This window comes from Nocardia albiluteola, from assembly GCF_018860155.1.
Taxonomy (GTDB): Bacteria; Actinomycetota; Actinomycetes; order Mycobacteriales; family Mycobacteriaceae; genus Nocardia; species Nocardia albiluteola.
Genome location: NZ_JAHKNI010000013.1, coordinates 58,994 through 81,959, shown reverse-complemented (window position 1 = coordinate 81,959; position 22,966 = coordinate 58,994). Strand labels below are relative to the sequence as shown.

The window sequence follows — 22,966 nt, the reverse complement described above, 5'->3', positions numbered from 1 at the left end:
GCGGACCGGTACGTCCTTTATGCGTCCGCCGCGCTGCCCGAAGGCATCGTCACGGTGTTGTAGCCCTCCGGTGCTGCGCCGGTCATGCCGCGGCCAGGCAGAAAAGGTGGCCTTCGGGATCGGCGAGCACCGTCCACTGACCCTGCCCCGGCTGGAATTCGGGCACGGTCGCGCCGAGTGCGAGCAGCCGCTCGGTTTCGGCGGGCACATCGGCGACCGTGAAGTCGAGGTGGGCGTGCTTACCGGCATCGGGCCAACCGGGCCCCGTGTAGCCCGCGACCCGCTGGAATGCGAGCTGGATCGGGCCCTCGCCGAGGTAGGCCGAATCGTCGTCGATGTGGGTGATCTTCCAGCCGGTGACCTCGCGGTAGAACTCCGCCATCACCTGCGGTGCGGCACAGTCGATGATGATCGCGGCGAGGTTCGCGTAGACGGTCATATTTCGTTGTCTCCCTGGTGTAGTCGATGTTGCCGTCTCAGCATCCGTGTCCGGCCCCGCGCGGGTCTTGAAGATTTTTGCGGGCAGTTTCGTGTCGTCCGTGCGGCGTACGGTCCGTGGGTGCTGTCCGCCACGACCCTCGCTGCCCGGCCGGAGTTCACCGTCACCACCGTGAACTGCCGCTCCGATCACACCCACTTCTCGGCTCCGGAAGTCCGCGCCGACCATCGGCTCGTGCTCGTGCGCCGGGGCAGGTTCCGGCGACGGGCCGACGGTGAACTCGCCGACCTGGACCGCACCGTCGGCTACATCGGCGCACCGCGTGAGGAGGAAGGGTTCTCCCACCCCGCCGGCGGTGACGTCTGCACCGCGGTGACCATCGAGCCCGGCCTTCTGGAGGGCGCGGTGAGCCCGCGTGCGATCTACGTCGATGCGCGTATCGAGCTCGCGCACCGCCGAATGCTCGCGGCTGCCGCGGGCGGCGATATCGACTACGCGGTGACCGAGGAACTGGTCCGGCTCGTCGCACTCGCCGCCGGACGGCCGGCCCCACGGCCGCGGCCCGCCGACCGAGCGCTGGTCACCGCGGCCCGCGAGGCGATCATCGACCGGGCACCGGAGTCGGCCGGGCTGCACTCTTTGGCCGTACTGCTGAAGGTTTCGCCGTATCGGCTGAGTCGGGTGTTCTCCCAGCACATGGGAGTGTCGCTGACCCGCTACCGCAACCGGATACGAGTCGGGCAGGCCCTCGACCGGATCACGGACGGAGAAGCCGGCCTCGCCGACCTTGCCGCTGATCTGGGCTTCGCCGACCAGGCTCACCTGACCCGCACCGTCCGCGAACACCTGGGCCACACCCCAACCGCCCTGCACCGACTGCTGACCCCCACCCTCCCACCGCACCGTTGAAAGCCGCACCCGGAGTGACGTTGATCGTGGCGCTCCACATCTGGACAACTCGGCTGCGCGGCACATGAACATGTGTGCAACTCGGCCGCCCCGCACCGGCGCGCGCACATGTGCGCTGCGGGTCGCTCCACATGTGCGCAACCCGGCGGAGGTGAGCGCGCCGGGGATTAACCGAGGTCACGGGATATGGTCGGTGAGGGCCCCGGGATTTCGGGGCGTTGTGGAATGCGGCACGGCTTCCCGGCGCTGTAGTCAACCGTCGGGGGGTACCCAAGCGATTCGTGAACAGGAGGGACGCACAGTGAGCGAGCTCGCGAGCGAACCAATGACACAGCGTGCATCGCGCACGACGGAGCCGAGCGCCAGCGAGGTGCAGTCGTGAGTGGAGCGAAGCGGAGCGAACCATTGACACAGCGTGCATCGCGCACGACGGAGCCGAGCGCCAGCGAGGTGCAGTCGTGAGTGATCTCAAGCTCGGATACAAGGCGTCGGCGGAGCAGTTCGGCCCCCGGGAGCTCGTGGAGCTCGCGGTCGCGGCCGAGGAGCACGGACTCGACAGCGCTTCGGTGAGCGATCACTTCCAGCCCTGGCGGCACGAGGGCGGGCACGCCCCGTTCTCGCTGGCGTGGATGACCGCGGTCGGCGAGCGCACCAAGCGGATTCAGCTCGGCACCTCGGTGCTGACCCCCACCTTCCGGTACAACCCGGCCGTGATCGCGCAGGCCTTCGCGACCATGGGCTGCCTGTACCCCGATCGCATCATGCTGGGCGTGGGTTCCGGTGAGGCGCTGAACGAGATCGCCACCGGATACAAGGGCGAATGGCCGGAATTCAAGGAGCGTTTCGCGCGGCTGCGCGAGTCGGTCGACCTGATGCGGGCGCTGTGGACAGGCGACCGGGTGACCTTCGAGGGCGAGTATTACCACACCGTCGGCGCCTCGATCTACGACGTGCCCAAGGACGGCATCCCGATCTACATCGCCGCGGGCGGTCCGCTGGTGGCCCGGTACGCCGGCCGCGCCGGCGACGGTTTCATCTGCACCTCGGGCAAGGGCATGGATCTCTACACCGAGAAGCTGATGCCCGCGCTCGGTGAGGGCGCCGAGAAGGCCGGGCGCACCGTCGAGGACATCGACCGGATGATCGAGATCAAGATCTCCTACGATACCGATCCCGAACTGGCACTGCAGAATACGCGATTCTGGGCCCCGCTGTCGCTGACCGCGGAACAGAAGCACGACATCACCGACCCCATCGAGATGGAGGCCGCCGCCGACGCGTTGCCGATCGAGCAGGTCGCCAAGCGCTGGATCGTGGCCAGCGATCCGGACCAGACGGTGGAACTGATCAAGCCGTACATCGATGCGGGCCTGAACCACCTGGTCTTCCATGCCCCCGGGCACGATCAGCGCCGGTTCCTGGACCTGTTCCAGCGCGATCTGGCCCCGCGCCTGCGCGCCCTGTAAATCGCTCGGCCACAACGAGATCCGGCCGCCGTACCCCTCGGTGCGGCGGCCGGATTCGCGCGGGGGGCGAAAATCGGTGGCCGCGGGGTTCGGCGGGGTTCTACCGTTGTACCCGAAATGAATCAGTATGAAATCAGGGCCGACTTCGACCGCGACACGATCGTGGTCTACCAGGCCTACGGCGCGGCGATCGCCGCGCCCGCCGTGGCGGCGCAACGCTTCGTGCCACCGTTCTCGCTCAACCGGATGACCTGGATCAAGCCGTCGTTTCGCTGGCTGATGCAGCGCAGCGGCTGGGCGCGCAAGCCCGGGCAGGAACACATTCTGGCCGTGCGGATCACGCGTGCGGGCTGGGAGGAGGCGCTGGGACAGGCCGTGCTCACGAGCCCGGAAAAACGCGTCTATCCCGATGCGGCACAGTGGCGCTCGGCGTTCAAGCGGACCCACGTGCACGTGCAATGGGATCCGGAGTATTCGCTGCGCGGCGCGAAGCTGGACCACCGCAGCATCCAGGTGGGCCTGTCCCGCCACATCATCGAGCGGTATGTCCAGGACTGGACCGTGCAGATCCGCGACCTCACACCGCTGGTGCACACGATTTCCGCCCACCTGCGCGACGGTCACCCCGATCGCGCCAAAGCGCTACTGCCGCCGGAGCAGCCGTATCCGCTCCCCGGGGACCTCGCGGCGGCGATCGGCGCGACGCGGTAGCCGACCGCGCCGGATCAGGATCGGGTCAGCGCGAAGATGCGCATGTCCCGGGTGGTACGGGTGCGGTAGGTGGCGTAGACCTTGACCGACTCGACGAAGTCGGCGAATATCTCTTCCTTGCGGGCCGGGTCCTCGATCAGTGTGGCGCGCACCGGAATTCGCTCTCCCGCCAGCGTCACGGTGGCCTCGGGATCGGCGAGTAGATTGGCGGTCCAGGCCGGATGGCTGGACTGCCCGAAATTGCTGCCGATCACGTACAGCGTGTCGCCGCCGTGCACGTACAGCAGCGGCGACAGGCGCGGCTGACCGGACTTGCGGCCGCGGGCGGTCACCAGCACGACCGGCGCGCCGACCGGCCCCAGCATCGTGTAGCGGCCTGCGGTTCGGACCAGCAGCTTGCGGTCCAGCGGCGTGAGCTTGCGGATGAGCAGCGAGCCGGGCCGGGTCGCGGCGAACGAAACCATTGCCCGCGAGAGCAGACTGGTGCGCGACCCCCATCGGCGATCCGGGAATTGTGTGCTCATGGCGGCGATACTACGGCGGTCGCGCCCGCCGGTCTCGGTGGGCGGGACCGGCTCAGGATGGCAGGGCCGCCTTGACCTTCGCGGCGAACTCGTAGTGCGCCCGCCAATCCGGATCGGCCGGTGCCAGGATCACGCGTTCGACGTTCGCGGCGGCGTGGGCGGAGACGGTGTCCACGGTCTGCGCGAGGTCGCCGGTCGGCGGGGTAACGATGGTGATCTGTGGTGCCGGCCGGTTCACCGCGTCGGCGAGATCGGCCAATTCCGTGGCGGCCAAGGCGGATTCGTCCGGGGACAGGCCGATGGCCAGCCAACCGTCGGCGTAGGCCGCCGCCCGGCGCATGGCACGAGAACCGTTGCCCGCGACCAGGATCGGCGGGACGGACGCCCCGGGAGAGAGGGTGACCTCGGTGCCGTCGGCCAGTACGGCAGGGCGCCCCGCGATCAGGTCCGGCAGGACGCGCAGCGCCTCGTCGGTGCGGCGGCCGCGCTCGGCGTGGGGCTGATCCGCTGCGCGCCAGGCGATGTCGCTGTGCGCGGGGTTACCGGTGCCGACGCCCAGGAGCAACCGGTTGCCGGAGGTGTACTGCAGGGTGGCGGCCTGCTTGGCCGCCCACGCGGCGGGTCGCAGCGACACTACTAGCACACCCCACCCGATCCGGATCCGCTCGGTGACCGCCGCCGCGGTGGCCAGGGCGACCGTGCTGTCGAGGATCGGCGCGCTCGCCACCAGGTGGTCCGTCGACCACACCGAGTCCAGACCCAGCTCCTCGGCCAGCCGGGCCGCGGCCCCGATATCGCCGAGGATCGGCTGCGCCGGGTCGGGCGTCGAGGTCGGCAGGAAGGTGCCCAGGTCCAGACGGGCCGACGGGGTGCCTGCGGAGTCGGCGGGGCGGGGGGAGACAGTCATCATCGATCCGATCCGCGGCCGGAAAACCGGTCGCTCGGGTTGCTTATCGGTGCCGTCTCCGACGCTACGTCGGCGGGCAGGGCAGGCCCATGTTCCCGCGGCGCAGGTTCATGCCCGAAACGCTCGAGCCCGGGGTGTAGCGCACCCGCCCGCCGATTCGGCGAGCTCGGCCCGCCCCCTCCCCGAGGTGTGATTTCCAGCTGTTTGCGGTGCGGAGGGGTGAATCGGACACGACCGCTCACTACTCTCATGAACTATGGCCGACACCGCACCGTCCACCGTGTACATCGCCTCGCCGGAGGGCGACACCGGGAAGTCGACGGTGGCGCTGGGAGCGCTGCAGATGCTGTGCGCGACGACCGCCCGGGTGGGGGTCTTCCGGCCGATCAGCCGCTCGACGACCCAGCGCGACTACATCCTGGAGCTGCTGCTCGAGCACAGCACCGCCGACATCGACTACGAGCAGGCGATCGGCGTCACCTACGAGCAGGTGCACGCCGACCCGGACGCGGCCATCAGCGATATCGTCATGCGCTTCCACGAGGTCGCGAAGGTGTGCGACGCGGTGGTCATCGTCGGCAGCGATTACACCGATGTCGCCAGCCCCAGCGAGCTGCGCTACAACGCGCGAATCGCCGCCAACCTGGGCGCACCCGTGGTGCTGGTGCTGCGCGGTTCCGAGCGCACGCCCGCGCAGGTCGCGGACCTGGCCGAGCTGTGCGTGGCCGAATTGCACGCCGAGCACGCGCAATTGGTCGCGATCATCGCCAATCGCTGCGATCCCGATGCGCTCGACGCCGTCGCCGCGGCGCTGCAGGTCGAGCACGTGCCGACCTGGACGCTGCCCGAGGTGCCGCTGCTGAACGCCCCCACGCTGACCGAGCTGTGCGAGGCCATCGGCGGCGAGATCTATTCCGGTGACCCGGAATTGATGCAACGCGAGGCGATGAGCATCATGGTCGGCGGCATGACCGCGGAGCACATTCTGGAACGCCTGACCGACGGCGTCGCGGTGATCGTCCCGGGGGATCGCTCCGACGCGCTGCTCAGCCTGGTGAACGCCCATGAGGCGGAGGGCTTTCCGTCGCTGGCGGGCATCATCATGAACGGTGGTATGCGGCCGTACCCCGCGGTCGCCCGGCTCATCGAGGGCCTGCGGCCCAAGCTTCCGATTCTCACCACCGAGTTGGGCACGTTCGACACCGCGGTCGCGGCGCGGACCCGGGGCCGGGTGTCGCTGTCGAGCATCCGCAAGGTCGACACCGCGCTGGCCCTGATGGAGCAGCGCGTGGACGCGCGGGAACTGCTGGCGCGCATCGAGGTTCCGATTCCGTCGGTGGTGACGCCGCAGATGTTCGAGTATCAGCTGATCGAGCGGGCCCGCGCGAGCCGGCGCCGGATCGTGCTGCCCGAGGGCACCGACGACCGCATTCTGCGCGCCGCGGGCCGGGTGCTGCAGCGCAAGATCGCCGACCTGACCATTCTGGGCGAGGAGAGCGCGGTGCGGGCCCGCGCGGCCGAGCTCGGCGTCGACATCGACAACGCACAGGTGCTGGATCCGCAAACCTCCAGTCTGCGTGACGAATTCGCGCAGGAGTACGCGAAGCTGCGCGAACACAAAGGCATGACGGTGGACCGCGCGCGCGAATACATGGCCGACATCTCGTATTTCGGAACGATGATGGTGTACAAGGACATCGCCGACGGCATGGTGTCCGGCGCGGCGCACACCACCGCGCACACCATCCGCCCCTCGTTCGAGATCATCAAGACCGAGCCCGGGGTATCGACCGTGTCCAGCGTCTTTCTGATGTGCCTGGCCGATCGGGTGCTCGCGTACGGTGACTGCGCGGTGGTGCCCGATCCGACGGCCGAGCAGCTCGCCGACATCGCGATCTCCTCCGCGCGCACCGCCGAGCAGTTCGGCATCGCGCCGCGGGTGGCGATGCTGTCCTATTCGACGGGCGAGTCGGGCAGCGGCGTCGATGTCGACAAGGTGCGCACCGCAACCAAACTCGTGCTCGAGCGCGAGCCGGACCTGATGGTGGAGGGCCCGATCCAATACGATGCGGCGATCGAGCCGTCGGTGGCGAGCACCAAGCTGCCGAACTCCCGGGTCGCCGGGCGCGCAACGGTTTTCATCTTCCCCGACCTGAACACCGGCAACAACACCTACAAGGCGGTGCAGCGCAGCGCGGGCGCGGTCGCGATCGGGCCGGTACTGCAGGGGTTGCGCAAGCCGGTCAACGATCTCTCGCGCGGGGCGCTCGTCGCCGACATCGTCAATACGGTGGCGATCACCGCCATCCAGGCACAGGCCCGATAGGGGGACACGATGCAGGTATTGGTGATCAACTCCGGATCGTCGTCGATCAAATACCAGCTGCTGGATCCGATCTCGGGCACGGTCGCCGCGTCCGGGCTGGTCTCGCGGATCGGCGAGCCGGTCGATCCCGGCGCGCCGACGGTGGAGCATCACAGCGACGGCGGCACGGTGGAGTACGACGGTGCGATACCCGATCACGCGGCCGGACTGCGGGTGGTGTTCGATCTGTTCGCGCGCAGCGGACACGATCTGACCCGCGAGGGGCTGTACGCGGTGGGGCATCGGGTCGTGCACGGCGGTGAGATCTTCTATCGGCCGACCCTGATCACCGACGCGGTGGTGAAGTCGATCGACGAGCTGTCTTCCCTTGCGCCGCTGCATAATCCGGCCAACGTCGTGGGAATCGAGTCGGCGCGGCGGCTGCTGCCCGGCGTGCCACAGGTCGCGGTGTTCGACACGGCCTTCTTCCACGGCCTGCCCGATGCCGCGAAGACCTACGCCATCGATGCCAAAACAGCCGTCGCGCACGGTATTCGGCGCTACGGCTTCCACGGCACCTCGCACGAATACGTCTCGGGCCGGGTCGCGGAGGTACTCGGCGCCGATCCGGCGCAGCTGAATCAGATTGTGCTGCACCTGGGCAACGGCGCCTCGGCCTCGGCGATTCGGGGCGGCAAGGCAGTGGACACCTCGATGGGGCTGACTCCGCTGGAGGGGCTGGTGATGGGTACCCGCTCCGGCGACATCGATCCCGGCATCATTCCGCATCTGATGCGCACGGCGGGGCTGAGCATCGAAGCCGTCGACGAACTGCTGAACCGGAATTCGGGCCTGCTCGGCCTGTCCGGGGTGAACGACTTCCGGGAATTGCAGCGCCTGATCGACACCGGTGACGCGTCGGCGCGCCTCGCGTACGACGTCTACATTCACCGGCTGCGCCGCTACATCGGCGCCTATCTGGTGGAATTGGGCCGGGTCGACGCGATCACCTTCACCGCCGGGGTCGGCGAGAACAGCCCGCAGGTGCGCGCCGATGCGCTCGCGGACCTGTCCGGATTCGGCATCGTCGTGAATCCGGACCGCAATACCGCGAAAGACCGTGCGGCCCGGTTTATTTCACCTTCGGACGCGCGAATTCCGGTGCTGGTGGTGCCGACCAACGAGGAGCTCGCCATCGCCAGGGCCGCCGCGGCGATCGTGGGCTGACACGAGAGGTCAGAACCAGGTCTTGGCCCGCATGAAATTGGCCAGATCCACCAGCGCATACCGATGCCTGCGCCCGGGCGCGACACGGGCCAGGCCGCGCAGGCTGACCTCGGCGCCATGACGCAGGTCGCGTTCGGTGAAGGGGGCGCCGAACAGCATGGCGTCCGGTCGCTTCGGGGTATTGCCCGCCTGCAGCCAGGCCAGGGCGGCGCCCAGCACCAGCAAGCCCATCTGCGGCGCGCGATGTTCGCTGGGCGGCAGCTGCTGGATGCGGCTGGCCGCCACGTACAGTGTGGACTCGTCCAGCTCGGCGATCGGGGCGGCGCTGAGCAGGAGCAGCACCGCCGTCAGGCGGGCCTGCGCGTAGTGGCGCGAGGCGGTGGGCACCTGGTCCAGGGCCTGCACTGCCTCGTCGACGCGGTGATCGGCCGCGAGCTGCCGAGCCAGGCCGAAGGCCGCGCTCACCACGCCGCGGTCGGTGCGCCAGACGGTCTTGTAGAACTTCTCCGCGTAGGTGCGCCACTGCTCCGGATCCGGCGACTCCCATTGCTGCACCACGAGTTCCGCTGTCGCCGCCAGCGCCAGTTTCGGTGCGATCTCACCGGGCAGGGCCCGCAGTACCGAGTCGAAGTGGGCGAAGGCCTGCTCGTAGTCCAGGCTCCGCAGACCGGCCAGGCCGAGATACCACTCCACGCGCCAATCGCCTGCGTCCACCCGGCTCAGCAGTTCGCGGGCGGCGTCGGGCTGATCCAGGTCCAGCTGGATGCGGGCCTCGGCCAGGGTGGATTCGACCTCGAAGGTTTCGACCACCTCGCCGGGTTGGGTGGCCGCGCGTTCGCGTGCGGTGCGGACCGCGTCGAGGGCGAACTGCGGCTCGGGATGGACCGTTCCGGCCAGCAGCGCCGCCGACGGATCCGAGGGGTCGATCAGCGGAACCGGAAGGGCATCGGCCACGTTCCGGGGCCGCAGATTCTTGCTGCGCTCGATTCCGTCCACGTAGGCGTCGGTCTGAGCGAGCAGTTCCTCGGTCCCGAAGCTGGTCCGGGGCGGGCTGAAAAGCGTTGACAGCTGCGGGTGTTCGTCGCCGGTCTCGGCGGCGAGGAGCTCGCGCAGCACGCCCGCCAGCTGCGTGGTCACCAGGCGCGCGGAGGCGAAGCGGCGGTCGGGATCCGGATCGGTCGCCCGCAGCAGCAGCCGATGGAAGAACTCGTGCCGCGCCAGCACCGGTTCGGTGGCCGGTTCCGGAATTCCGTCGAGATACCGGCCCTGCACCATCGGCATGTCCAGTGTCAGCACAGCCAGCGTGCGGCCCACCGTGTAGATGTCCGAGGCGGCGGTCGGCCCGGTTCGGGCGATCTCCGGCGCCTGGAATCCCCTGGTGCCGTAGAGATTTCCGTACGAGTCGAAGGGGGCGGTGGCGCCCAGGTCGATCAGCTCGAGCCGGTCCTGAGTGATCATGATGTTGTCGGGCTTGAGGTCGTTGTACGCCAGGTCCAGCGAATGCAGATACTCCAGAGCCGGCATGATCTCCAGCAGATAGGCCACGGCCTCGGCCACGGGCATCCGCTCGGGCCGTGGATGGGAATCGAGTAGATCGCGCAGCGAACGGCCGCCGACGTACTCCATCACGATATAGCCGATCGGCGTGCCGTGCGGCCCGGGATGCTCGACGAAGTTGTGGATCTTCACGATGCTGGGATGCGCCAGCTCGGCGAGGTATTGGCGCTCGGTGACGGCGACGGCCTGTGCGACGGCGTCACCGCTGTGCAGCAGTCCCTTGAGCACCACCCACCTGTCGCTGACGTTGCGATCGACCGCCAGATAGATCCAGCCCAGCCCGCCGTGCGCGATGCACCCCTGAATCTCGTACTGCCCGCCGACGATATTCCCCGGCTGCAGATAGGGCCGGAAATCGTAGGTCGCCCCGCAGGTTTCGCAGACTCCCTCCGCCGTGGCGGCGTGCCCGGCCGACGCGCGCCCGACGGGTTTGCCGCAGCGCCAGCAGAATCGGCGCCCCTGCTCGACTACCGGATCGGTGAGCACGGCCGACTGCGGATCGACCGGCGGCACCGGGGGTATCTCGACCAGCCCCGCGCCCAGGCGCCGAAGGGTGGGCCGGGTCCGCCCCGACCGCACGCTAAGAGCCGTGGGCTGCGGACCGGGCCCCGAATCCCGCGCCCCGGCCCGCGCATTCATCGCACCGGTGGGCATCGCCACCCCCGAACCGCGCACCCCCTCGCGTCCCCCCGCGGCCTGTGTCCCGGCAACATCAGGCGTGACTGCCTGAGTGCCAGGACCATCCGGCACAGCGGCTCGTGTACCGGCGAGCTCGTGGGCGGCGGCCTGTGTCCCGGGTAGGTCGTGGGTGACCGCCTGCGTCCCCGGCAGATCGTGGGTGACCGCCTGTGTCTCGGGTAGGTCGTGCGTGACGGCCTGCGTTCCGGGCAGGCCGTGGGCGACGGCCTGCGTTCCGGGTAGGTCGTGAGTGACCGCCTGCCTTCCGCGCAGATCGCGTGTGGCGGCTTGTGTCTCGGCCAGATCGGTTGTGGTGCCCTGCGTTTCGGCGAGATCGATTGCGGCGGGTTGGGTGCCCGGCTTATCCGGCGCGGCTGCGTGGGTGTCGGCTACGTCGTCTGTTGCGCCCTGCGTGCCTGTGGATTCGGTTGTGGCGGCCTGTGTTTCGGCGAGATCGATCGTCTCGGGTTGGGTGCCTGGTTCATCCGGCGGCTCGGCGGGCTCGGCCGCGCCCGCGGTACCGCCTGCCGGCGTGTCCGGCCCCGGCGCGCTGGGGGCGGGTTCGCCTGCGTGGGAATCGGATTCGCGGGGGTCGGGCATGTGCCTCAACCCTGGTATTCCGGTTGCGGGGGGCCGGAGGACGGGCCGAGGGCGGGCTGTAGCCAGCGTTGGTACAGCCGATTCCAGGTGCCGTCCGATCGGATGCGGGCGAGGGTGCCGTTGACGAACCGCACCATATCGTCCTGGCCCGGGGGGATTCCGACGCCGTACGGCTCATCGGTGAGGTCGGGACCGACCAGTTCCACGTAGTAGGGGTCTTGGGCGGCCAGGCCGGCCAGGAGTGCGTTGTCGGTGCTGGCGGCGTCGGCCTGGCGTTGCTGCAGGATGACCAGGCAGTCGGCCCAGGTGGGTGCGGTCAGGATGTTGGCCTTGGGTTGCGCGCGCCGGATGAAGTCCAGTGAGGTGGTGCCTTTGACCATGCACATCCGCTTACCGGCCAGATCCGCCAGGCCGTTGATTCCGGAGTTCTTGGTCACCAGTATCCGCTGGTGCGCCATGAAATACGGAACCGAGAACGCGACATGCTGTTTGCGCTGGCAGTTGATGGTCATGGTCTCGAGCACCACATCGACGGTGTGTTCCCGCAGTGCGCGCTCGCGATCGGTTTGCGAGAGGATCCGGTATTCGACTCGCTGTGGATCGCCGAACAGGTCGCGGGCGATCTCCCCCGCGATGTCGACATCGAAGCCCTCTAGCGTGCCGCTGATCGGGTCGCGGAAGCTGAACAGGTTGCTGCCGGGGTCCAGGCCGACCAGCAGTCGTCCGCGGGCCCGGATGGCGTCGATGCTCGTGCCCTGCGTCGTGCCGTTCGGGCTGAGGCTGGCGGTGACATCGCCGCAGCTCTGCTCGGCCGCCGCCGGTGGTAAGGGCGAATTTGTCGGCAGGGGAGCGGCGCTCGCCGGCAGCGGTGGCTCGATGTAGCTGGCTGTGCTGTCGTCCCGCGGGGCGCTGGTGGTCGCGGCGCACCCGGCGCTCAGCAGTGCGGTCGCCGTGAGGGCCAGCGCGACGCCGTGACGAAATCGCCGCGTGCTCATCGGTACTCCCGCAGTCGTGGCCACAGCCCGCCCACTACGAACAGGGCCGCCAGCACCGCGAGCGTCAGCGCGCCGGGGGACAGCACATCCAATGAGCGGGCGGCACCGGAAATGTTGTCCCGCAACGTATTACGTGTCGCCGCAATGCCCTGGACCAGCGAGCTGTCGAGGGTGTTCACGCTGGCGGTCGCCTGGGTGGGGCCGGGGCCGATCGCGATGGCGGCCCCGCCCGGGAAGTCGCCGCGGCCCAGCGCGTCGTTCATCCGCTGATGGGCCGCGCGCCAGCGGTCCAGGGCCGTGTGCGCGGTGGCCACGTCGTCCGTGGCGGGTGCGGAATGCGAATAGCGGGTGAGCAGATCGGTCAGCTTCGCGGTGGCGGTGTCATACGTGCGGTCGTAGTCGCCGCTGTCGTCGCGTCGCACCAGTTTGAGCGTTTCCGCCGCCCGGGCCTGCTGGGTAAGGATGCGGCTCTCCATCAGCTCGGAATTCGGCACGGCCCCGTTGTCCCGGCCATCGGTGGTGGACAGCGCGGAGACCGAGCCGGCCGTGACCGTCCAGGCGAGCAGAATCACCAGCGTGCACGAGGCCAGCAGCAGGCCGGGATTGACGACCCGGCGCCAGCGCCGGGCGAGATACACCTGCGCGATCACCAGTGCGGCCAGCGCGATGATCGGCAGGATGATCGCCAGCCACGGCGGCCGGACGTGGCGGCGCTGGATGGCCGCGATCGCGGACGTGCGATGCTCCTGCAGCTCCTGCGCCATCGGAAGCATCTTGGTCTGCATCAGACTCGACGCCTCGCTCAGATATGCGGAGCCGACGGGATGGCCGAGGCGGTTGTTGGTGCGGGCGGTCTGGATCAGCTCGACGTACACGGGCAGGTTCGTGGCGATGCCGGTGCGCAGGGCGATGTCGGGATCGCTGCCGGGTTTCGAGCTGTCGCTGGACTGTGCCACCAGTTCGGCCGACGCGTCACCGATGGCCTGGTTGTAAGCGTCGAGCACAGTCTGCGGCTCCAGGCCGCCGAAGATGAAGGCGGTGCCGGCCTCCGCGTCGGCCACCGACAGCGAGGTGTACAGACGCTGTGCGGAATTCGCGTCGGGCTCGGCGGAGCTGAGGAGGTTGTCCAGGGCGTGCTGGCGGCTGCTCACCTGGGAGGCGGTCACGGCCCCGGCCACCAGGCAGAGCCCGAGCAGCACCAGCCCGACGGCGATAAGTTTGGCGGGAGAGGAGCGGGCGACGGAGCGCAGATCGGTGACGTCGATCTGCTCGCGTACGGCGGCGGCTGCGGCCCACGACGAGAGCTCCTCGAGCCGCGGTTCGGCGGTCCGGGCCATCATCACCTCCGTTCCATCGCCGACGACGGTCCGTGCCGCAGAGTTTGCCCAACTCGACGACTCCGCAAGCTCCGTCGGCCTGCTATCCACAAGAGCTTATTGTTGTCGTAGCGATGCCGCGCGGGTGTATCGCCCTGTTTGCTCCGGTATTTTTCGCACGTGTTGCCCGGGGACCGCGCGGGCAGCGCGGGCGAGGATCGGACGAGGCGAGCATGCGTGGTGACGGAGACGGCTTTGTACACAGCCCCGATGGGACGCGGCAGTGGGGATTGTTCGGGGCCGCCGGACTTCTGCTGCGGGCGCCCCGGCCCGGTGGCGGTGCGCTGGTATTGATGCAGCATCGGGCGCCGTGGAGTCATCAGGGCGGCACCTGGGCGCTGCCGGGCGGCGCCCGGGACAGCCACGAGACCAGCGAGGACGCCGCTGTGCGCGAGGCGCACGAGGAGGCCGGAATCGCGACGGAGCTGGTGCGGGTGCGTGGCAGCCGGGTCACCGCGACCGCACCCAGCGGCTGGACCTACACCACGGTGGTCGCCGATATTTCCGAACCGGTGCCGACGACGGCGAACATCGAGAGCGCCGCGCTGGCCTGGGTGTCGGAGGACGAGGTCGATGCCCGGCCCCTGCATCCCGCGTTCGCCACGGCGTGGCCCCTGCTGCGAACCCGATCGGCGTGCGTCAGCCTCGACGGCATCGCCGAGGCGCCGGAGATCGCTGCTGCTCTGCCTCGCACCGTGGATCTCGCGGCTGGGGGCTTCCTGTGGCTGGATGCCGATGGCGCGGCGGGCCACCCGGTCCGCATCTCCGATCCGGATGGCCTCCCCGCCGATCCTGCCGATGACGTGTTGTATGTCACTCTGAGCCAGGTGCTGGGCTGAGGCGCGGTGATCAGACCGCGGCGTTCCCGAGCAGCCGGGTCTTGAGGGCCCGGGCCGCGGCCTCGGGGTCGTCGGCCTCGGTGATGGCGCGCACCACGACAATGCGAGTGGCGCCCGCGGCCAGGATCTCGGGCAGGCGCGGCTCATCGATGCCGCCGATCGCGAACCACGGGCGGGCCGGCCCCGCCTCGGCGGTGGAGCGGACCAGGTCCAGACCCGCGGCGCTGCGGCCGGGCTTGGTCGGGGTGGTCCACACCGGACCAGTGCAGAAGTAATCGATATGCTCCTCGATCGCGGCCTGTCCGGCCTGATCGCGGTCGTGGGTGGAGCGGCCGATCACGACCTCGGGCCCGAGAATCTGCCGCGCGTACCAGGGTGGCAGGTCGCCCTGGCCCAGGTGCAGGACATCGGCGCCGGCGGCCAGCGCGATATCGGCGCGGTCGTTCACCGCGCACAGCGCCCCGTGACGGCGGGCCGCGGCCTTCAGCTCGGCCAGCGCGCCCAGTTCGGCCTGCGCCTCGAGCGGGCCGAACCGCGCCTCACCCGCCGAACCCTTGTCGCGCAGCTGAATGATGTCGACCCCACCGGCCAGCGCCGCCTCGGCGAATGCCGCCAGATCGCCCTTATCCCGCCGGGCGTCGGTGCACAGGTACAGCCGCGCGGAGGCGAGGCGCTCGCGAGGGGCTACGGGTCGGTACTGGTGGGAGGGTTGCACGCCCTCGACCGTAGCCGCGCTACCGTGGGTAGGCGAAACATATACCGCATCCCCGCAGCGAAGGCGGCCGCACGGGGATGCCGAGATTCCGCTACGGCGGATCCGAGCAAGGTGGAGGGTATGCGAACTCTGGCCGTCGTGGGTGGGGGTGTGATCGGTTCGTCGGTGGCGTGGCGTGCCGCCGAATCAGGTTGGGCCGTAACGATATTCGATCCCGCGCCGGGTTCCGGCGCCTCCTGGGTGGCCGGTGGCATGCTGGCCCCGCTGTCGGAGGCGTGGCCGGGGGAGGGCGAGGCCCTGGAATTCGGTGCCGCCTCGTTGGACCGCTGGCCCGGATTCGGCGCCCGCATCCAGGCTGTCACCGGTACCTCGGTCTTCGTCGCTGAGGAGACGCTCACCGTTGCGCTCGATGCCGCCGATGCCGCCGATCTGCGCACCATTGCCGGATTCGTCGGCGAACACCGCGTGGCCGCCGTCGAGGGCGGCGCGTCCGGCGGGCAGGCCGGTGCGGGTGGCGACCCGGGGAGCTCGCAGGCGCCGCACGCCGCCGCACCCGGCAGCCCGGAAGGACTCGGCCCGCGCACTCATGCGCTGCGGCTGTTGGACCGAGCCCAGGTCAGGGCGGCGGAGCCGGGGCTGGCCCGCACTGTTCGCGCCGGCTTGCTCGCCCCCACCGAACCGGCTGTGGACAACCGGCTGCTGGTCGGGGCGCTGCGGCAATGCTGTGAACAGGTTGGTGTTCACAACCGTGCGGAGGCCGTGACCGACCTGTCGGATCTGAATTACGACCGAGTCGTGCTCGCCGCCGGTGCGTCCGCCGCGCGGCTGTGGCCGGGCCTGGCGGTGCGCCCGGTGAAGGGGGAGATCCTGCGGTTGCGCCACCGCCCCGGCGCACCCCCACCGCCGCGGCGGGTGATCCGCGCGCGGGTGCACGGACGGCCCATGTATCTCGTGCCCCGCGCGGACGGGATCGTGGTGGGCGCGACGCAGTACGAGGCCGGATTCGATACGGCGGTGACCGTCGCCGGAGTCCGGGATCTGATCGCCGACGCCGAGGCCGTGCTGCCGGCGCTCGGCGAGTACGAGCTCGCCGAGGCCGCGGCCGGATCCCGTCCCGCCACCCCCGACAACCTGCCGCTGATCGGCCGGCTGAGCGAGCGCGTCGTCGTCGCCGCGGGCCATGGCCGCAACGGAATCCTTGGCGTGCCGCTCACCGTCGATGCGGTGCTGGCCCTGCTGGGCGACGGTGACGTGCCCGCCGCGGCGAGGTTCGCCGATCCCGCCCGTTTTCCACAGAATCTCGGCGCCACCGCTGTCGCCGCATCATCCACAGGAGGTATCCGATGAGCTCGATCCCAATCGGAGTGACAGTCAACGGTCAGGACCACGAATTCGCCGACGAGCTCACCGTGCGCGAGCTGCTCACGCGGCTGGGGCTGCCCGATCAGGGAGTTGCGGTCGCGGTGGACGGCGCGGTGTTCCCCAAGTCCCGCTGGGATTCGCCGGTGGGCCGCGGCTGGGAGATCGAGGTACTCACGGCGGTGCAGGGTGGCTAGTACCGGTGCGGACTCGATGATGGAACCGCTGCAGATCGCCGACCGGAAGTTCGCCTCGCGCCTGATCATGGGCACCGGCGGCGCTGAGAACCTGGCCGTGCTGTCCGACGCGCTGGTGGCCTCGGGCACCGAGCTGACCACGGTCGCGATGCGCCGGGTCGACGCCGCGGGCGGCACCGGCGTGCTGGACCTGCTGCGGCGCCTGAACATCGCCCCGCTGCCCAACACGGCCGGCTGCCGCACCGCCGCCGAGGCGGTGCTGACCGCGCGGCTGGCCCGCGAGGCGCTGGGCACCGACTGGGTGAAACTCGAGGTCGTCGCCGACGAGCGAACCCTGCTCCCCGACGCCATCGAATTGGTCAGCGCCGCAGAGCAATTGGTCGACGACGGATTCACCGTGCTGCCCTACACGACCGACGATCCGGTGCTGGCGCGGCGACTCGAGGATGCGGGCTGCGCGGCGGTGATGCCGCTCGGCTCCCCGATCGGCACCGGACTGGGCATCGGCAATCCGCACAACATCGAGATGATCGTGGCCGACGCGGGCGTTCCGGTGATCCTGGACGCCGGGATCGGCACCGCCAGCGACGCCGCGCTGGCCATGGAGCTCGGCTGTTCGGCCGTGTTGCTGGCGACCGCGGTGACCCGGGCGCGGCAGCCCGCCGTCATGGCCGCGGCGATGGCCGACGCCGTCCGGGCCGGATACCTGGCGCGCCAGGCCGGTCGCATCCCCAAGCGCTTCTGGGCACAGGCATCCTCTCCCGTGTTGTGAGCAACCGAGCCTGTGGATGAAGCTCAGGGTGCATCTCATCCTCGAGGATGACGTAATCGAGACCTGTGAGCGATAGTGGGCACGGCAATCCTCCGCGAGACTGGTCGCATGATCGAAGTCAAGGGGCTGACGAAGCGCTTCGGCGCGACCACAGCGGTCGACGACCTGACGTTCACCGTCGAACCCGGCCAGGTCACAGGGTTTCTCGGGCCGAACGGCGCGGGCAAGTCGACCACGATGCGGATGATTCTGGGGCTGGACCGTCCCACGTCCGGCGTCGCCCTGGTGGACGGCAAGCCGTACCGGGAACTGGATCACCCCCTGCACATCGTCGGCGCGCTGCTCGACGCGAAGTGGGTGCACCCGAATCGGTCGGCGCGCGCGCACCTGCGCTGGCTGGCGGCCTCCAACGAGCTGCCCGCGGCGCGGGTGGTGGAGGTGCTGCGGCTGGTCGGCCTGACCGAGGTGGCCGACAAGCGAGCCGGGGGGTTCTCCCTGGGCATGTCGCAGCGCCTGGGCCTGGCCGCGGCGCTGCTGGGCGATCCGCAGATCCTGCTCTTCGACGAACCGGTCAACGGCCTGGACCCGGAGGGCATCCTGTGGATCCGCCGGTTCATGCAGCGCCTCGCCGCCGAGGGCCGCACGGTGCTGGTGTCCAGCCACCTGCTGTCGGAGATGGCGCAGACCGCCGATCATCTGATCGTGATCGGCCGCGGCAAGCTGATATCCGATTCCAGCACCAAGGAGTTCATCGAGCGCGCCTCCGAATCCACTGTGCGCGTGCGCAGTCCGCAGCTGGACCAGCTGCGCAGCCTGCTTACCTCCAGCGGTATGACGGTGCGCGAGGACGGCCTCGCGCAGGTCCAGGACGGCCGCCCGGCGGACGCCGTTCCGGCGCTGACGGTGGTCGGCGAGACCAGCGACACGGTCGGCAAGCTGGCCGGTGAGAACGGCATCATGCTGTATGAGCTTGCGCCGCAAAGGGCCTCGCTCGAGGAGGCGTTCATGCGGATGACCGGGGGTGCGGTGCAGTATCACGGCGAAGGCATGGACCAGGTCATGGGAGGTGCGCTCTGATGGGCATGGTGACGGCAGAGCGGATCAAGCTCACCTCGACCAGATCGCCGATGTGGTGCACGGCGCTGACGGTGGTGTTCGCGCTCGGGATGGCGGCCCTGTTCAGCCTGCTGCTCAATGTCAGCATCAGCGAGTACCACAAGCAGCTCGACAGCGGGCATCCGACGATCGCGTCATCTCCGTATCCCACCAACGGGGTTGCGGCGCTGGGGATTACCGGCGCCTCGCAGGGGATGCCCGGCTTCGGCTACATCATGATCATGATCCTGGCGGCGCTGGCGGTCACCAGCGAGTACCGCTTCGGCACCATCCGCGCCACCTTCGTGGCGGTGCCCAACCGCACCGGCGTGCTGGTGGCCAAGGCGGGGCTGATCGCCGCCGCGGCCGCGGTGCTCTCCGCGGTGCTCACCTTCATCAGCTTCTTCATCTTCAAGGCCATGCTGTCCAGCGACGCCGGCCGGTACATGAGCCTGTCCCACGGCGACGCGCACATCTTCTATGCGGTGCCGATCTTCGTGGCCCTGGTGGTGTTCCTGGCGGTCGGAGTCGGGGCGCTGATCCGCCAGTCGGCGGGCGCGCTGTCGCTGCTGATCGTGTGGCCGGTGCTGATCGAGCCGATCATCGGTGCGTTCGGCAAGGTCGGGCGGAACATCGAGGTATTCCTTCCGTTCCAGAATGCCGGTAGGTTCCTCGGAACCGCGGGCGGCGGCGATCTACCCTGGCATTGGGGCACGTGGGGCGGGCTGCTGTACTTCACGGTCGTCGTGGCGATCGTCTTCGGTGCGGCACTGTTCGTGGTCAACAAGCGCGACGCTTGAGTTTCCGGGGCCGTCCCCTGCGGCCCGGGAACGGGTGCAGCGGCCCTCGCCGCACCCGTTGTCACGCCGGGCACTGCCCGCTCGACGTGACACCCACCGGCCCGGTGCAGCTACTGCACCGGGCCGGTGTGCGCCGGGTCACGCGACAGGAAAACTCTGCGCTAATTGTTTGATAAACACCTTTCGTTCGAAATTGAGCGTCCGTAGCATCGGGGCAGCAACCAACACGCTATCCATCGGCGGACCCAGTGAGGTGTTCGCTCCGTCCGATAGAGAGGTGGCCTGGTGGCAACCATTGGTAATACGCCCACCGATGTGTGGCTGGGATACGCTCGAGAAGTGAGTGAAAACTCCTCTGGTGACCGCGGAAACGCGCGTCGCACCGCTGCCGCCGAGAACTCGGCGCGGCGCCGGGAACCGGATCGTTCCCGCCCTGCCGGTGACGGTGGCCTGACGGGGCGCGGCGGCCGATCCGAGCCCGAACCCGACATCGTGATTCCCCTCACGCCGGTCGATGCCGAATCCGATCGGCGCCGCCCCGGTGGCCGCCTGCGCGCGGGTCAGCTCTCGGCGCTGAGGGCCGCCGCGAGTCAGCGCCGGGATCTGATCGGCGCAATTCGTAAGGCGCGCGAAAATCTGCCCGGCGACCCGGCTTTCGGCGATCCGCTGTCACTGTCGGGCCCGGGCGGGCCGCGTGCGGTGGCCCGCGCGGCCGATAAGCTGGCTGGCTATTCTCCCAGCGCGGCCAAGGAGATCGGGCTGGGTGCGCTGCAGGTGTGGCAGGCGATGCTGGAGCGCGCCGGCCGCGGAAAAGGTAGTGAAGAAGTAACTGTCATGTTCACCGACCTGGTGGCCTTCTCTCGGTGGTCGCTGACCGCCGGTGATGAGGCGACCCTGGAATTGCTGCGTGGTGTCGCGAGCGCGATCGAGCCCCCGATCGTGGATCGGGGCGGGCGGGTGATCAAGCGCATGGGCGACGGTGTCATGGCTATCTTCCTGAGCCCGGACAGCGCGGTGCGCGCGGCGATCGCCGCGAAGAAGCAGCTGGCCGAGCTGGACGTGCAGGGCTATCGGCCGCAGATGCGGGTCGGCCTGCACACCGGGTCGCCGCGCGAGATCGGGGGCGACTGGCTGGGCGTGGACGTCACGATCGCCGCGCGGGTGATGGAGGCCGGAGGCAACGGCAACACCATGCTCTCCCAGGCCACACTCGACGCGCTCGAGCCCGACACGCTCGCCGAGCTGGGCTGCGCCGCCAAGCCGTATCGCCGGAGCATGTTCGCGGCGCCGCCCAGCGGCGTGCCGGAGGACCTGCGGATCTTCCGCCTGGACGGGGAGTAGGCGCTACTACTACTTCCACCAGAGCGCGGCGCCCACCAGCGAGAGCACGGCGCAGACGGTCAGGAAAACGGCCAGCGGGCGGCTGTTGCTCTTCCAGGTGGTGAAGGCCCCGCCGATCAGGAACCCGGCGAGGGTCAAGAGCAGAACCACGATCAAGGAATGGGACACGGCCCCATCATGCTCCATGCCTGGTCCGCGTCCCGCTCCGGTGGGTTTCCCGCGCCCTGACGGCGGTCGACGTGCCGGTATGCGCCCCGCGCGGGCAATTAACAAGCACGCAGGCTTGATTTTTTCTGTCACCGATGTGACCCTGTAACCGACGCGCGGCGAGGACGCCGCGCCGCTGTAAGCACCGACCCCGCCGGCTCCGCAAGCTCCGCCGGCTCACCATCCCCGCAGGCTCACGTTGGGAGGCAACGCACGGATGAGCAATCTGGCCGCCGATCCGGAAGTGATACGGATCGGCAACTGTTCCGGGTTCTACGGTGACCGCTTCGGCGCCATGCGCGAGATGCTCGAGGGCGGTGAGCTCGATGTGCTCACCGGCGACTATCTCGCCGAGCTCACCATGCTGATCCTGGGCCGGGACCGGATGAAGGATCCGGAACTCGGCTACGCCAAGACCTTTGTGCGGCAGCTCGAGGAGTGCATGGGCCTCGCGCTGGACCGGGGCGTGCGGATCGTCGCCAATGCGGGCGGACTCAATCCGGCAGGGCTGGCCCGGCGCATCGCCGAGCTGGCCGAAAAGCTCGGTGTCGCACCGAAAATCGCCCATGTGAGCGGCGACGATCTGCTGGCCCGTGCGGGCGAACTCGGTCTCGGTGCGCCGCTCACGGCGAATGCCTACCTGGGCGCGTGGGGCATCGTGGAGGCCCTGGACGCCGGTGCGGACATCGTGGTCACCGGGCGGGTGACCGACGCATCGGTGGTGGTCGGTCCGGCCGCCGCCCATTTCAGCTGGGGCAGAAGCGATTACGATGCACTGGCGGGCGCGGTGGTAGCCGGGCACGTGATCGAATGCGGCACCCAGGCCACCGGCGGCAACTTCGCCTTCTTCACCGAGATCGCCGACCTCGGGCGGCCGGGGTTCCCGATCGCCGAGGTGCGCCGCGACGGCAGCAGCGTGATCACCAAACACGCGGGCACCGGCGGCGCGGTCACCGTGGACACGGTGCGCGCGCAGCTCATGTACGAGATCCAGGGCGCGCGGTACGCCGGACCGGACGTGACGTCCCGGCTGGACAGCATCAGGCTCTCCCAGCAGGGACCCGATCGGGTGTTGATCGACGGGGCGGTCGGCGAGGCACCACCGCCGCGAATCAAGGTGTCGCTCAACACTATCGGCGGCTTCCGCAACGAGATGGCCTTCATTCTCACCGGTCTGGACATCGAGGCCAAGGCCGAACTGGCGCGCAATCAGCTGGAGTCGTGGCTGCCGGTACGCCCGGCGGAGCTGGACTGGACCCTCGCGCGGCTGGACCGGGCCGACGCCGAGACCGAGGAACAGGCCAGCGCGCTGCTGCGCTGCGTCGTGCGGGATCCGGACCCGAACAAGGTCGGACGCGCATTCTCCAGTGTCGCGGTCGAATTGGCGCTGGCCAGCTATCCGGGATTCTCGCTGACCGCGCCTCCCGGCAACGGCGGGCCTTATGGGGTGTTCACCCCCGGCTATGTGGACGCGAAGGAAGTTCCCCACATCGCCGTGCTGCCGGACGGCAGCGAGGTGTCCATCGAGCCCTCCGCCGAGACGCTGGACCTGGAGGAAGTGCCGGAACCCGCACTGCCGCAGTCGCTCCCGCCGTCGGCGACGACGCGAGCCCCGTTGGGAACCATCGCCCTGGCGCGCTCGGGCGACAAGGGGGGCAATGCCAACATCGGCGTCTGGGTCCGCACGGACGACCAATTCGCCTGGCTGGTGCACGCGCTCACCGCCGACCAGTTGCGCGTGCTGCTACCGGAAACCGCGGCGCTGCCCATTACCCGCCACGTGCTGCCGAATCTGCGCGCCGTCAACTTCATCGTCGAGGGCCTGCTCGGCGAGGGGGTCGCGTATCAGGCCCGATTCGATCCCCAGGCCAAGGGGCTCGGTGAGTGGTTGCGCGCCCGGCATATCGATATTCCCGTGGAGCTGCTGCCATGAGCGGAGCGAGTCAT

Annotated in this window: 21 protein-coding genes; 13 read left to right on the top strand and 8 right to left on the bottom strand. The window is 69.3% G+C overall.

Going from position 1 to position 22,966, the window contains the following annotated elements; genetic code table 11:
• Window positions 1–82: 82 nt before the first annotated feature.
• Window positions 83–439 (bottom strand): VOC family protein, encoded by a 357-nt coding sequence (locus KO481_RS31795; protein WP_215922172.1) that lies wholly within the window; start codon window positions 437–439, stop codon window positions 83–85.
• A 120-nt stretch (window positions 440–559) separates the two neighbouring features.
• On the opposite strand from KO481_RS31795, the gene KO481_RS43535 reads away from it, so the two are divergent.
• From KO481_RS43535 to KO481_RS31780, 3 genes are all read left to right on the top strand, one after another.
• Entirely contained in the window at window positions 560–1,348 is a 789-nt protein-coding gene (locus KO481_RS43535) for a helix-turn-helix transcriptional regulator (RefSeq protein WP_308166843.1), read from the top strand.
• Window positions 1,349–1,806: 458 nt separating this feature from the next.
• The gene (gene fgd / locus KO481_RS31785; protein ID WP_215922171.1) at window positions 1,807–2,814 is read left to right on the top strand and encodes a glucose-6-phosphate dehydrogenase (coenzyme-F420); all 1,008 of its coding nucleotides are present in this window, start codon (window positions 1,807–1,809) and stop codon (window positions 2,812–2,814) included.
• 117 nt (window positions 2,815–2,931) lie between these two features.
• The gene (locus KO481_RS31780; RefSeq protein WP_215922170.1) at window positions 2,932–3,525 is read left to right on the top strand and encodes a DUF4291 domain-containing protein; all 594 of its coding nucleotides are present in this window, start codon (window positions 2,932–2,934) and stop codon (window positions 3,523–3,525) included.
• A 14-nt stretch (window positions 3,526–3,539) separates the two neighbouring features.
• Here the strand turns inward: KO481_RS31780 and KO481_RS31775 are convergent, their stop codons facing one another.
• Entirely contained in the window at window positions 3,540–4,049 is a 510-nt protein-coding gene (locus KO481_RS31775) for a nitroreductase family deazaflavin-dependent oxidoreductase (protein WP_215922169.1), read from the bottom strand.
• Window positions 4,050–4,101: 52 nt separating this feature from the next.
• Window positions 4,102–4,959: an LLM class flavin-dependent oxidoreductase gene (locus tag KO481_RS31770; RefSeq protein ID WP_245401780.1), complete on the bottom strand. Its 858-nt coding sequence runs from the start codon at window positions 4,957–4,959 to the stop codon at window positions 4,102–4,104.
• Between the two features lie 253 nt (window positions 4,960–5,212).
• Between KO481_RS31770 and pta the strand changes: the two genes are divergently transcribed.
• The gene (gene pta / locus KO481_RS31765; protein ID WP_215922168.1) at window positions 5,213–7,282 is read left to right on the top strand and encodes a phosphate acetyltransferase; all 2,070 of its coding nucleotides are present in this window, start codon (window positions 5,213–5,215) and stop codon (window positions 7,280–7,282) included.
• A gap of 9 nt (window positions 7,283–7,291) precedes the next feature.
• Window positions 7,292–8,488 (top strand): acetate kinase, encoded by a 1,197-nt coding sequence (locus KO481_RS31760; RefSeq protein ID WP_215922167.1) that lies wholly within the window; start codon window positions 7,292–7,294, stop codon window positions 8,486–8,488.
• Between the two features lie 9 nt (window positions 8,489–8,497).
• On the opposite strand, the gene KO481_RS31755 is transcribed toward KO481_RS31760, so the two are convergent.
• The 3 genes from KO481_RS31755 to KO481_RS31745 are packed head-to-tail and all read right to left on the bottom strand — an operon-like array spanning window position 8,498 to window position 13,658.
• On the bottom strand, window positions 8,498–11,323 hold the full coding sequence (locus KO481_RS31755) for a tetratricopeptide repeat protein (RefSeq protein ID WP_215922166.1): 2,826 nt from the start codon (window positions 11,321–11,323) through the stop codon (window positions 8,498–8,500).
• A 5-nt stretch (window positions 11,324–11,328) separates the two neighbouring features.
• Window positions 11,329–12,318 carry a glutamate ABC transporter substrate-binding protein gene (locus KO481_RS31750; RefSeq protein WP_215922165.1) on the bottom strand — a complete coding sequence of 330 codons (990 nt, stop codon included), beginning with the start codon at window positions 12,316–12,318 and terminating at the stop codon, window positions 11,329–11,331.
• Window positions 12,315–13,658 (bottom strand): GlnX family signal transduction membrane protein, encoded by a 1,344-nt coding sequence (locus KO481_RS31745; protein WP_215922164.1) that lies wholly within the window; start codon window positions 13,656–13,658, stop codon window positions 12,315–12,317. Before KO481_RS31745 ends, KO481_RS31750 begins: the two co-directional genes overlap by 4 nt.
• A 209-nt stretch (window positions 13,659–13,867) precedes the next feature.
• On the opposite strand from KO481_RS31745, the gene KO481_RS31740 reads away from it, so the two are divergent.
• A complete protein-coding gene (locus tag KO481_RS31740; RefSeq protein WP_215922163.1) occupies window positions 13,868–14,533 on the top strand; it encodes an NUDIX hydrolase in 666 nt (221 codons plus the stop codon).
• Between the two features lie 10 nt (window positions 14,534–14,543).
• Here the strand turns inward: KO481_RS31740 and thiE are convergent, their stop codons facing one another.
• Window positions 14,544–15,248, bottom strand: a complete 705-nt coding sequence (thiE, locus tag KO481_RS31735; protein WP_215922162.1) for a thiamine phosphate synthase — start codon at window positions 15,246–15,248, stop codon at window positions 14,544–14,546.
• A gap of 120 nt (window positions 15,249–15,368) precedes the next feature.
• Between thiE and KO481_RS31730 the strand changes: the two genes are divergently transcribed.
• The 6 genes from KO481_RS31730 to KO481_RS31705 all read left to right on the top strand — a co-directional run bounded on the left by KO481_RS31730 (window position 15,369) and on the right by KO481_RS31705 (window position 20,812).
• A complete protein-coding gene (locus tag KO481_RS31730) occupies window positions 15,369–16,595 on the top strand; it encodes an FAD-dependent oxidoreductase (RefSeq protein WP_215922161.1) in 1,227 nt (408 codons plus the stop codon).
• Window positions 16,592–16,804, top strand: coding sequence for a sulfur carrier protein ThiS (thiS, locus tag KO481_RS31725; protein WP_215922160.1), 213 nt, complete (start codon window positions 16,592–16,594; stop codon window positions 16,802–16,804). The genes KO481_RS31730 and thiS overlap by 4 nt, the downstream gene beginning before the upstream one ends.
• Before the next feature lie 19 nt (window positions 16,805–16,823).
• Window positions 16,824–17,576: a thiazole synthase gene (locus KO481_RS31720; RefSeq protein WP_372452157.1), complete on the top strand. Its 753-nt coding sequence runs from the start codon at window positions 16,824–16,826 to the stop codon at window positions 17,574–17,576.
• A 108-nt stretch (window positions 17,577–17,684) separates the two neighbouring features.
• Window positions 17,685–18,653, top strand: a complete 969-nt coding sequence (locus tag KO481_RS31715; RefSeq protein WP_215922159.1) for an ABC transporter ATP-binding protein — start codon at window positions 17,685–17,687, stop codon at window positions 18,651–18,653.
• Window positions 18,653–19,471, top strand: coding sequence for an ABC transporter permease (locus KO481_RS31710; protein ID WP_215922158.1), 819 nt, complete (start codon window positions 18,653–18,655; stop codon window positions 19,469–19,471). Before KO481_RS31715 ends, KO481_RS31710 begins: the two co-directional genes overlap by 1 nt.
• 549 nt (window positions 19,472–20,020) lie before the next feature.
• Window positions 20,021–20,812, top strand: coding sequence for an adenylate/guanylate cyclase domain-containing protein (locus tag KO481_RS31705; protein ID WP_245401805.1), 792 nt, complete (start codon window positions 20,021–20,023; stop codon window positions 20,810–20,812).
• Between the two features lie 9 nt (window positions 20,813–20,821).
• On the opposite strand, the gene KO481_RS31700 is transcribed toward KO481_RS31705, so the two are convergent.
• Window positions 20,822–20,980: a CG2302 family histidine operon protein gene (locus KO481_RS31700; protein ID WP_215922355.1), complete on the bottom strand. Its 159-nt coding sequence runs from the start codon at window positions 20,978–20,980 to the stop codon at window positions 20,822–20,824.
• A 256-nt stretch (window positions 20,981–21,236) separates the two neighbouring features.
• Between KO481_RS31700 and KO481_RS31695 the strand changes: the two genes are divergently transcribed.
• Window positions 21,237–22,952: an acyclic terpene utilization AtuA family protein gene (locus KO481_RS31695; protein ID WP_215922157.1), complete on the top strand. Its 1,716-nt coding sequence runs from the start codon at window positions 21,237–21,239 to the stop codon at window positions 22,950–22,952.
• The last annotated feature ends 14 nt before the right edge of the window (window positions 22,953–22,966 follow it).

Excerpts from the sequence above, each read along its gene's own strand:
- KO481_RS31715 (WP_215922159.1), top strand. The coding sequence starts at position 17,685 with ATGATCGAAGTCAAGGGGCTGACGAAGCGCTTCGGCGCGACCACAGCG.
- KO481_RS31775 (WP_215922169.1), bottom strand. The coding sequence starts at position 4,049 with ATGAGCACACAATTCCCGGATCGCCGATGGGGGTCGCGCACCAGTCTG.
- KO481_RS31760 (WP_215922167.1), top strand. The coding sequence starts at position 7,292 with ATGCAGGTATTGGTGATCAACTCCGGATCGTCGTCGATCAAATACCAG.
- KO481_RS31795 (WP_215922172.1), bottom strand. The coding sequence starts at position 439 with ATGACCGTCTACGCGAACCTCGCCGCGATCATCATCGACTGTGCCGCA.
- KO481_RS31770 (WP_245401780.1), bottom strand. The coding sequence starts at position 4,959 with ATGATGACTGTCTCCCCCCGCCCCGCCGACTCCGCAGGCACCCCGTCG.
- KO481_RS31740 (WP_215922163.1), top strand. The coding sequence starts at position 13,868 with ATGCGTGGTGACGGAGACGGCTTTGTACACAGCCCCGATGGGACGCGG.
- thiS (WP_215922160.1), top strand. The coding sequence starts at position 16,592 with ATGAGCTCGATCCCAATCGGAGTGACAGTCAACGGTCAGGACCACGAA.
- KO481_RS31780 (WP_215922170.1), top strand. The coding sequence starts at position 2,932 with ATGAATCAGTATGAAATCAGGGCCGACTTCGACCGCGACACGATCGTG.
- KO481_RS31720 (WP_372452157.1), top strand. The coding sequence starts at position 16,824 with ATGGAACCGCTGCAGATCGCCGACCGGAAGTTCGCCTCGCGCCTGATC.
- KO481_RS31730 (WP_215922161.1), top strand. The coding sequence starts at position 15,369 with ATGCGAACTCTGGCCGTCGTGGGTGGGGGTGTGATCGGTTCGTCGGTG.
- KO481_RS31755 (WP_215922166.1), bottom strand. The coding sequence starts at position 11,323 with ATGCCCGACCCCCGCGAATCCGATTCCCACGCAGGCGAACCCGCCCCC.
- KO481_RS31710 (WP_215922158.1), top strand. The coding sequence starts at position 18,653 with ATGGGCATGGTGACGGCAGAGCGGATCAAGCTCACCTCGACCAGATCG.
- KO481_RS31750 (WP_215922165.1), bottom strand. The coding sequence starts at position 12,318 with ATGAGCACGCGGCGATTTCGTCACGGCGTCGCGCTGGCCCTCACGGCG.
- KO481_RS31695 (WP_215922157.1), top strand. The coding sequence starts at position 21,237 with ATGAGCAATCTGGCCGCCGATCCGGAAGTGATACGGATCGGCAACTGT.
- KO481_RS31745 (WP_215922164.1), bottom strand. The coding sequence starts at position 13,658 with ATGATGGCCCGGACCGCCGAACCGCGGCTCGAGGAGCTCTCGTCGTGG.
- pta (WP_215922168.1), top strand. The coding sequence starts at position 5,213 with ATGGCCGACACCGCACCGTCCACCGTGTACATCGCCTCGCCGGAGGGC.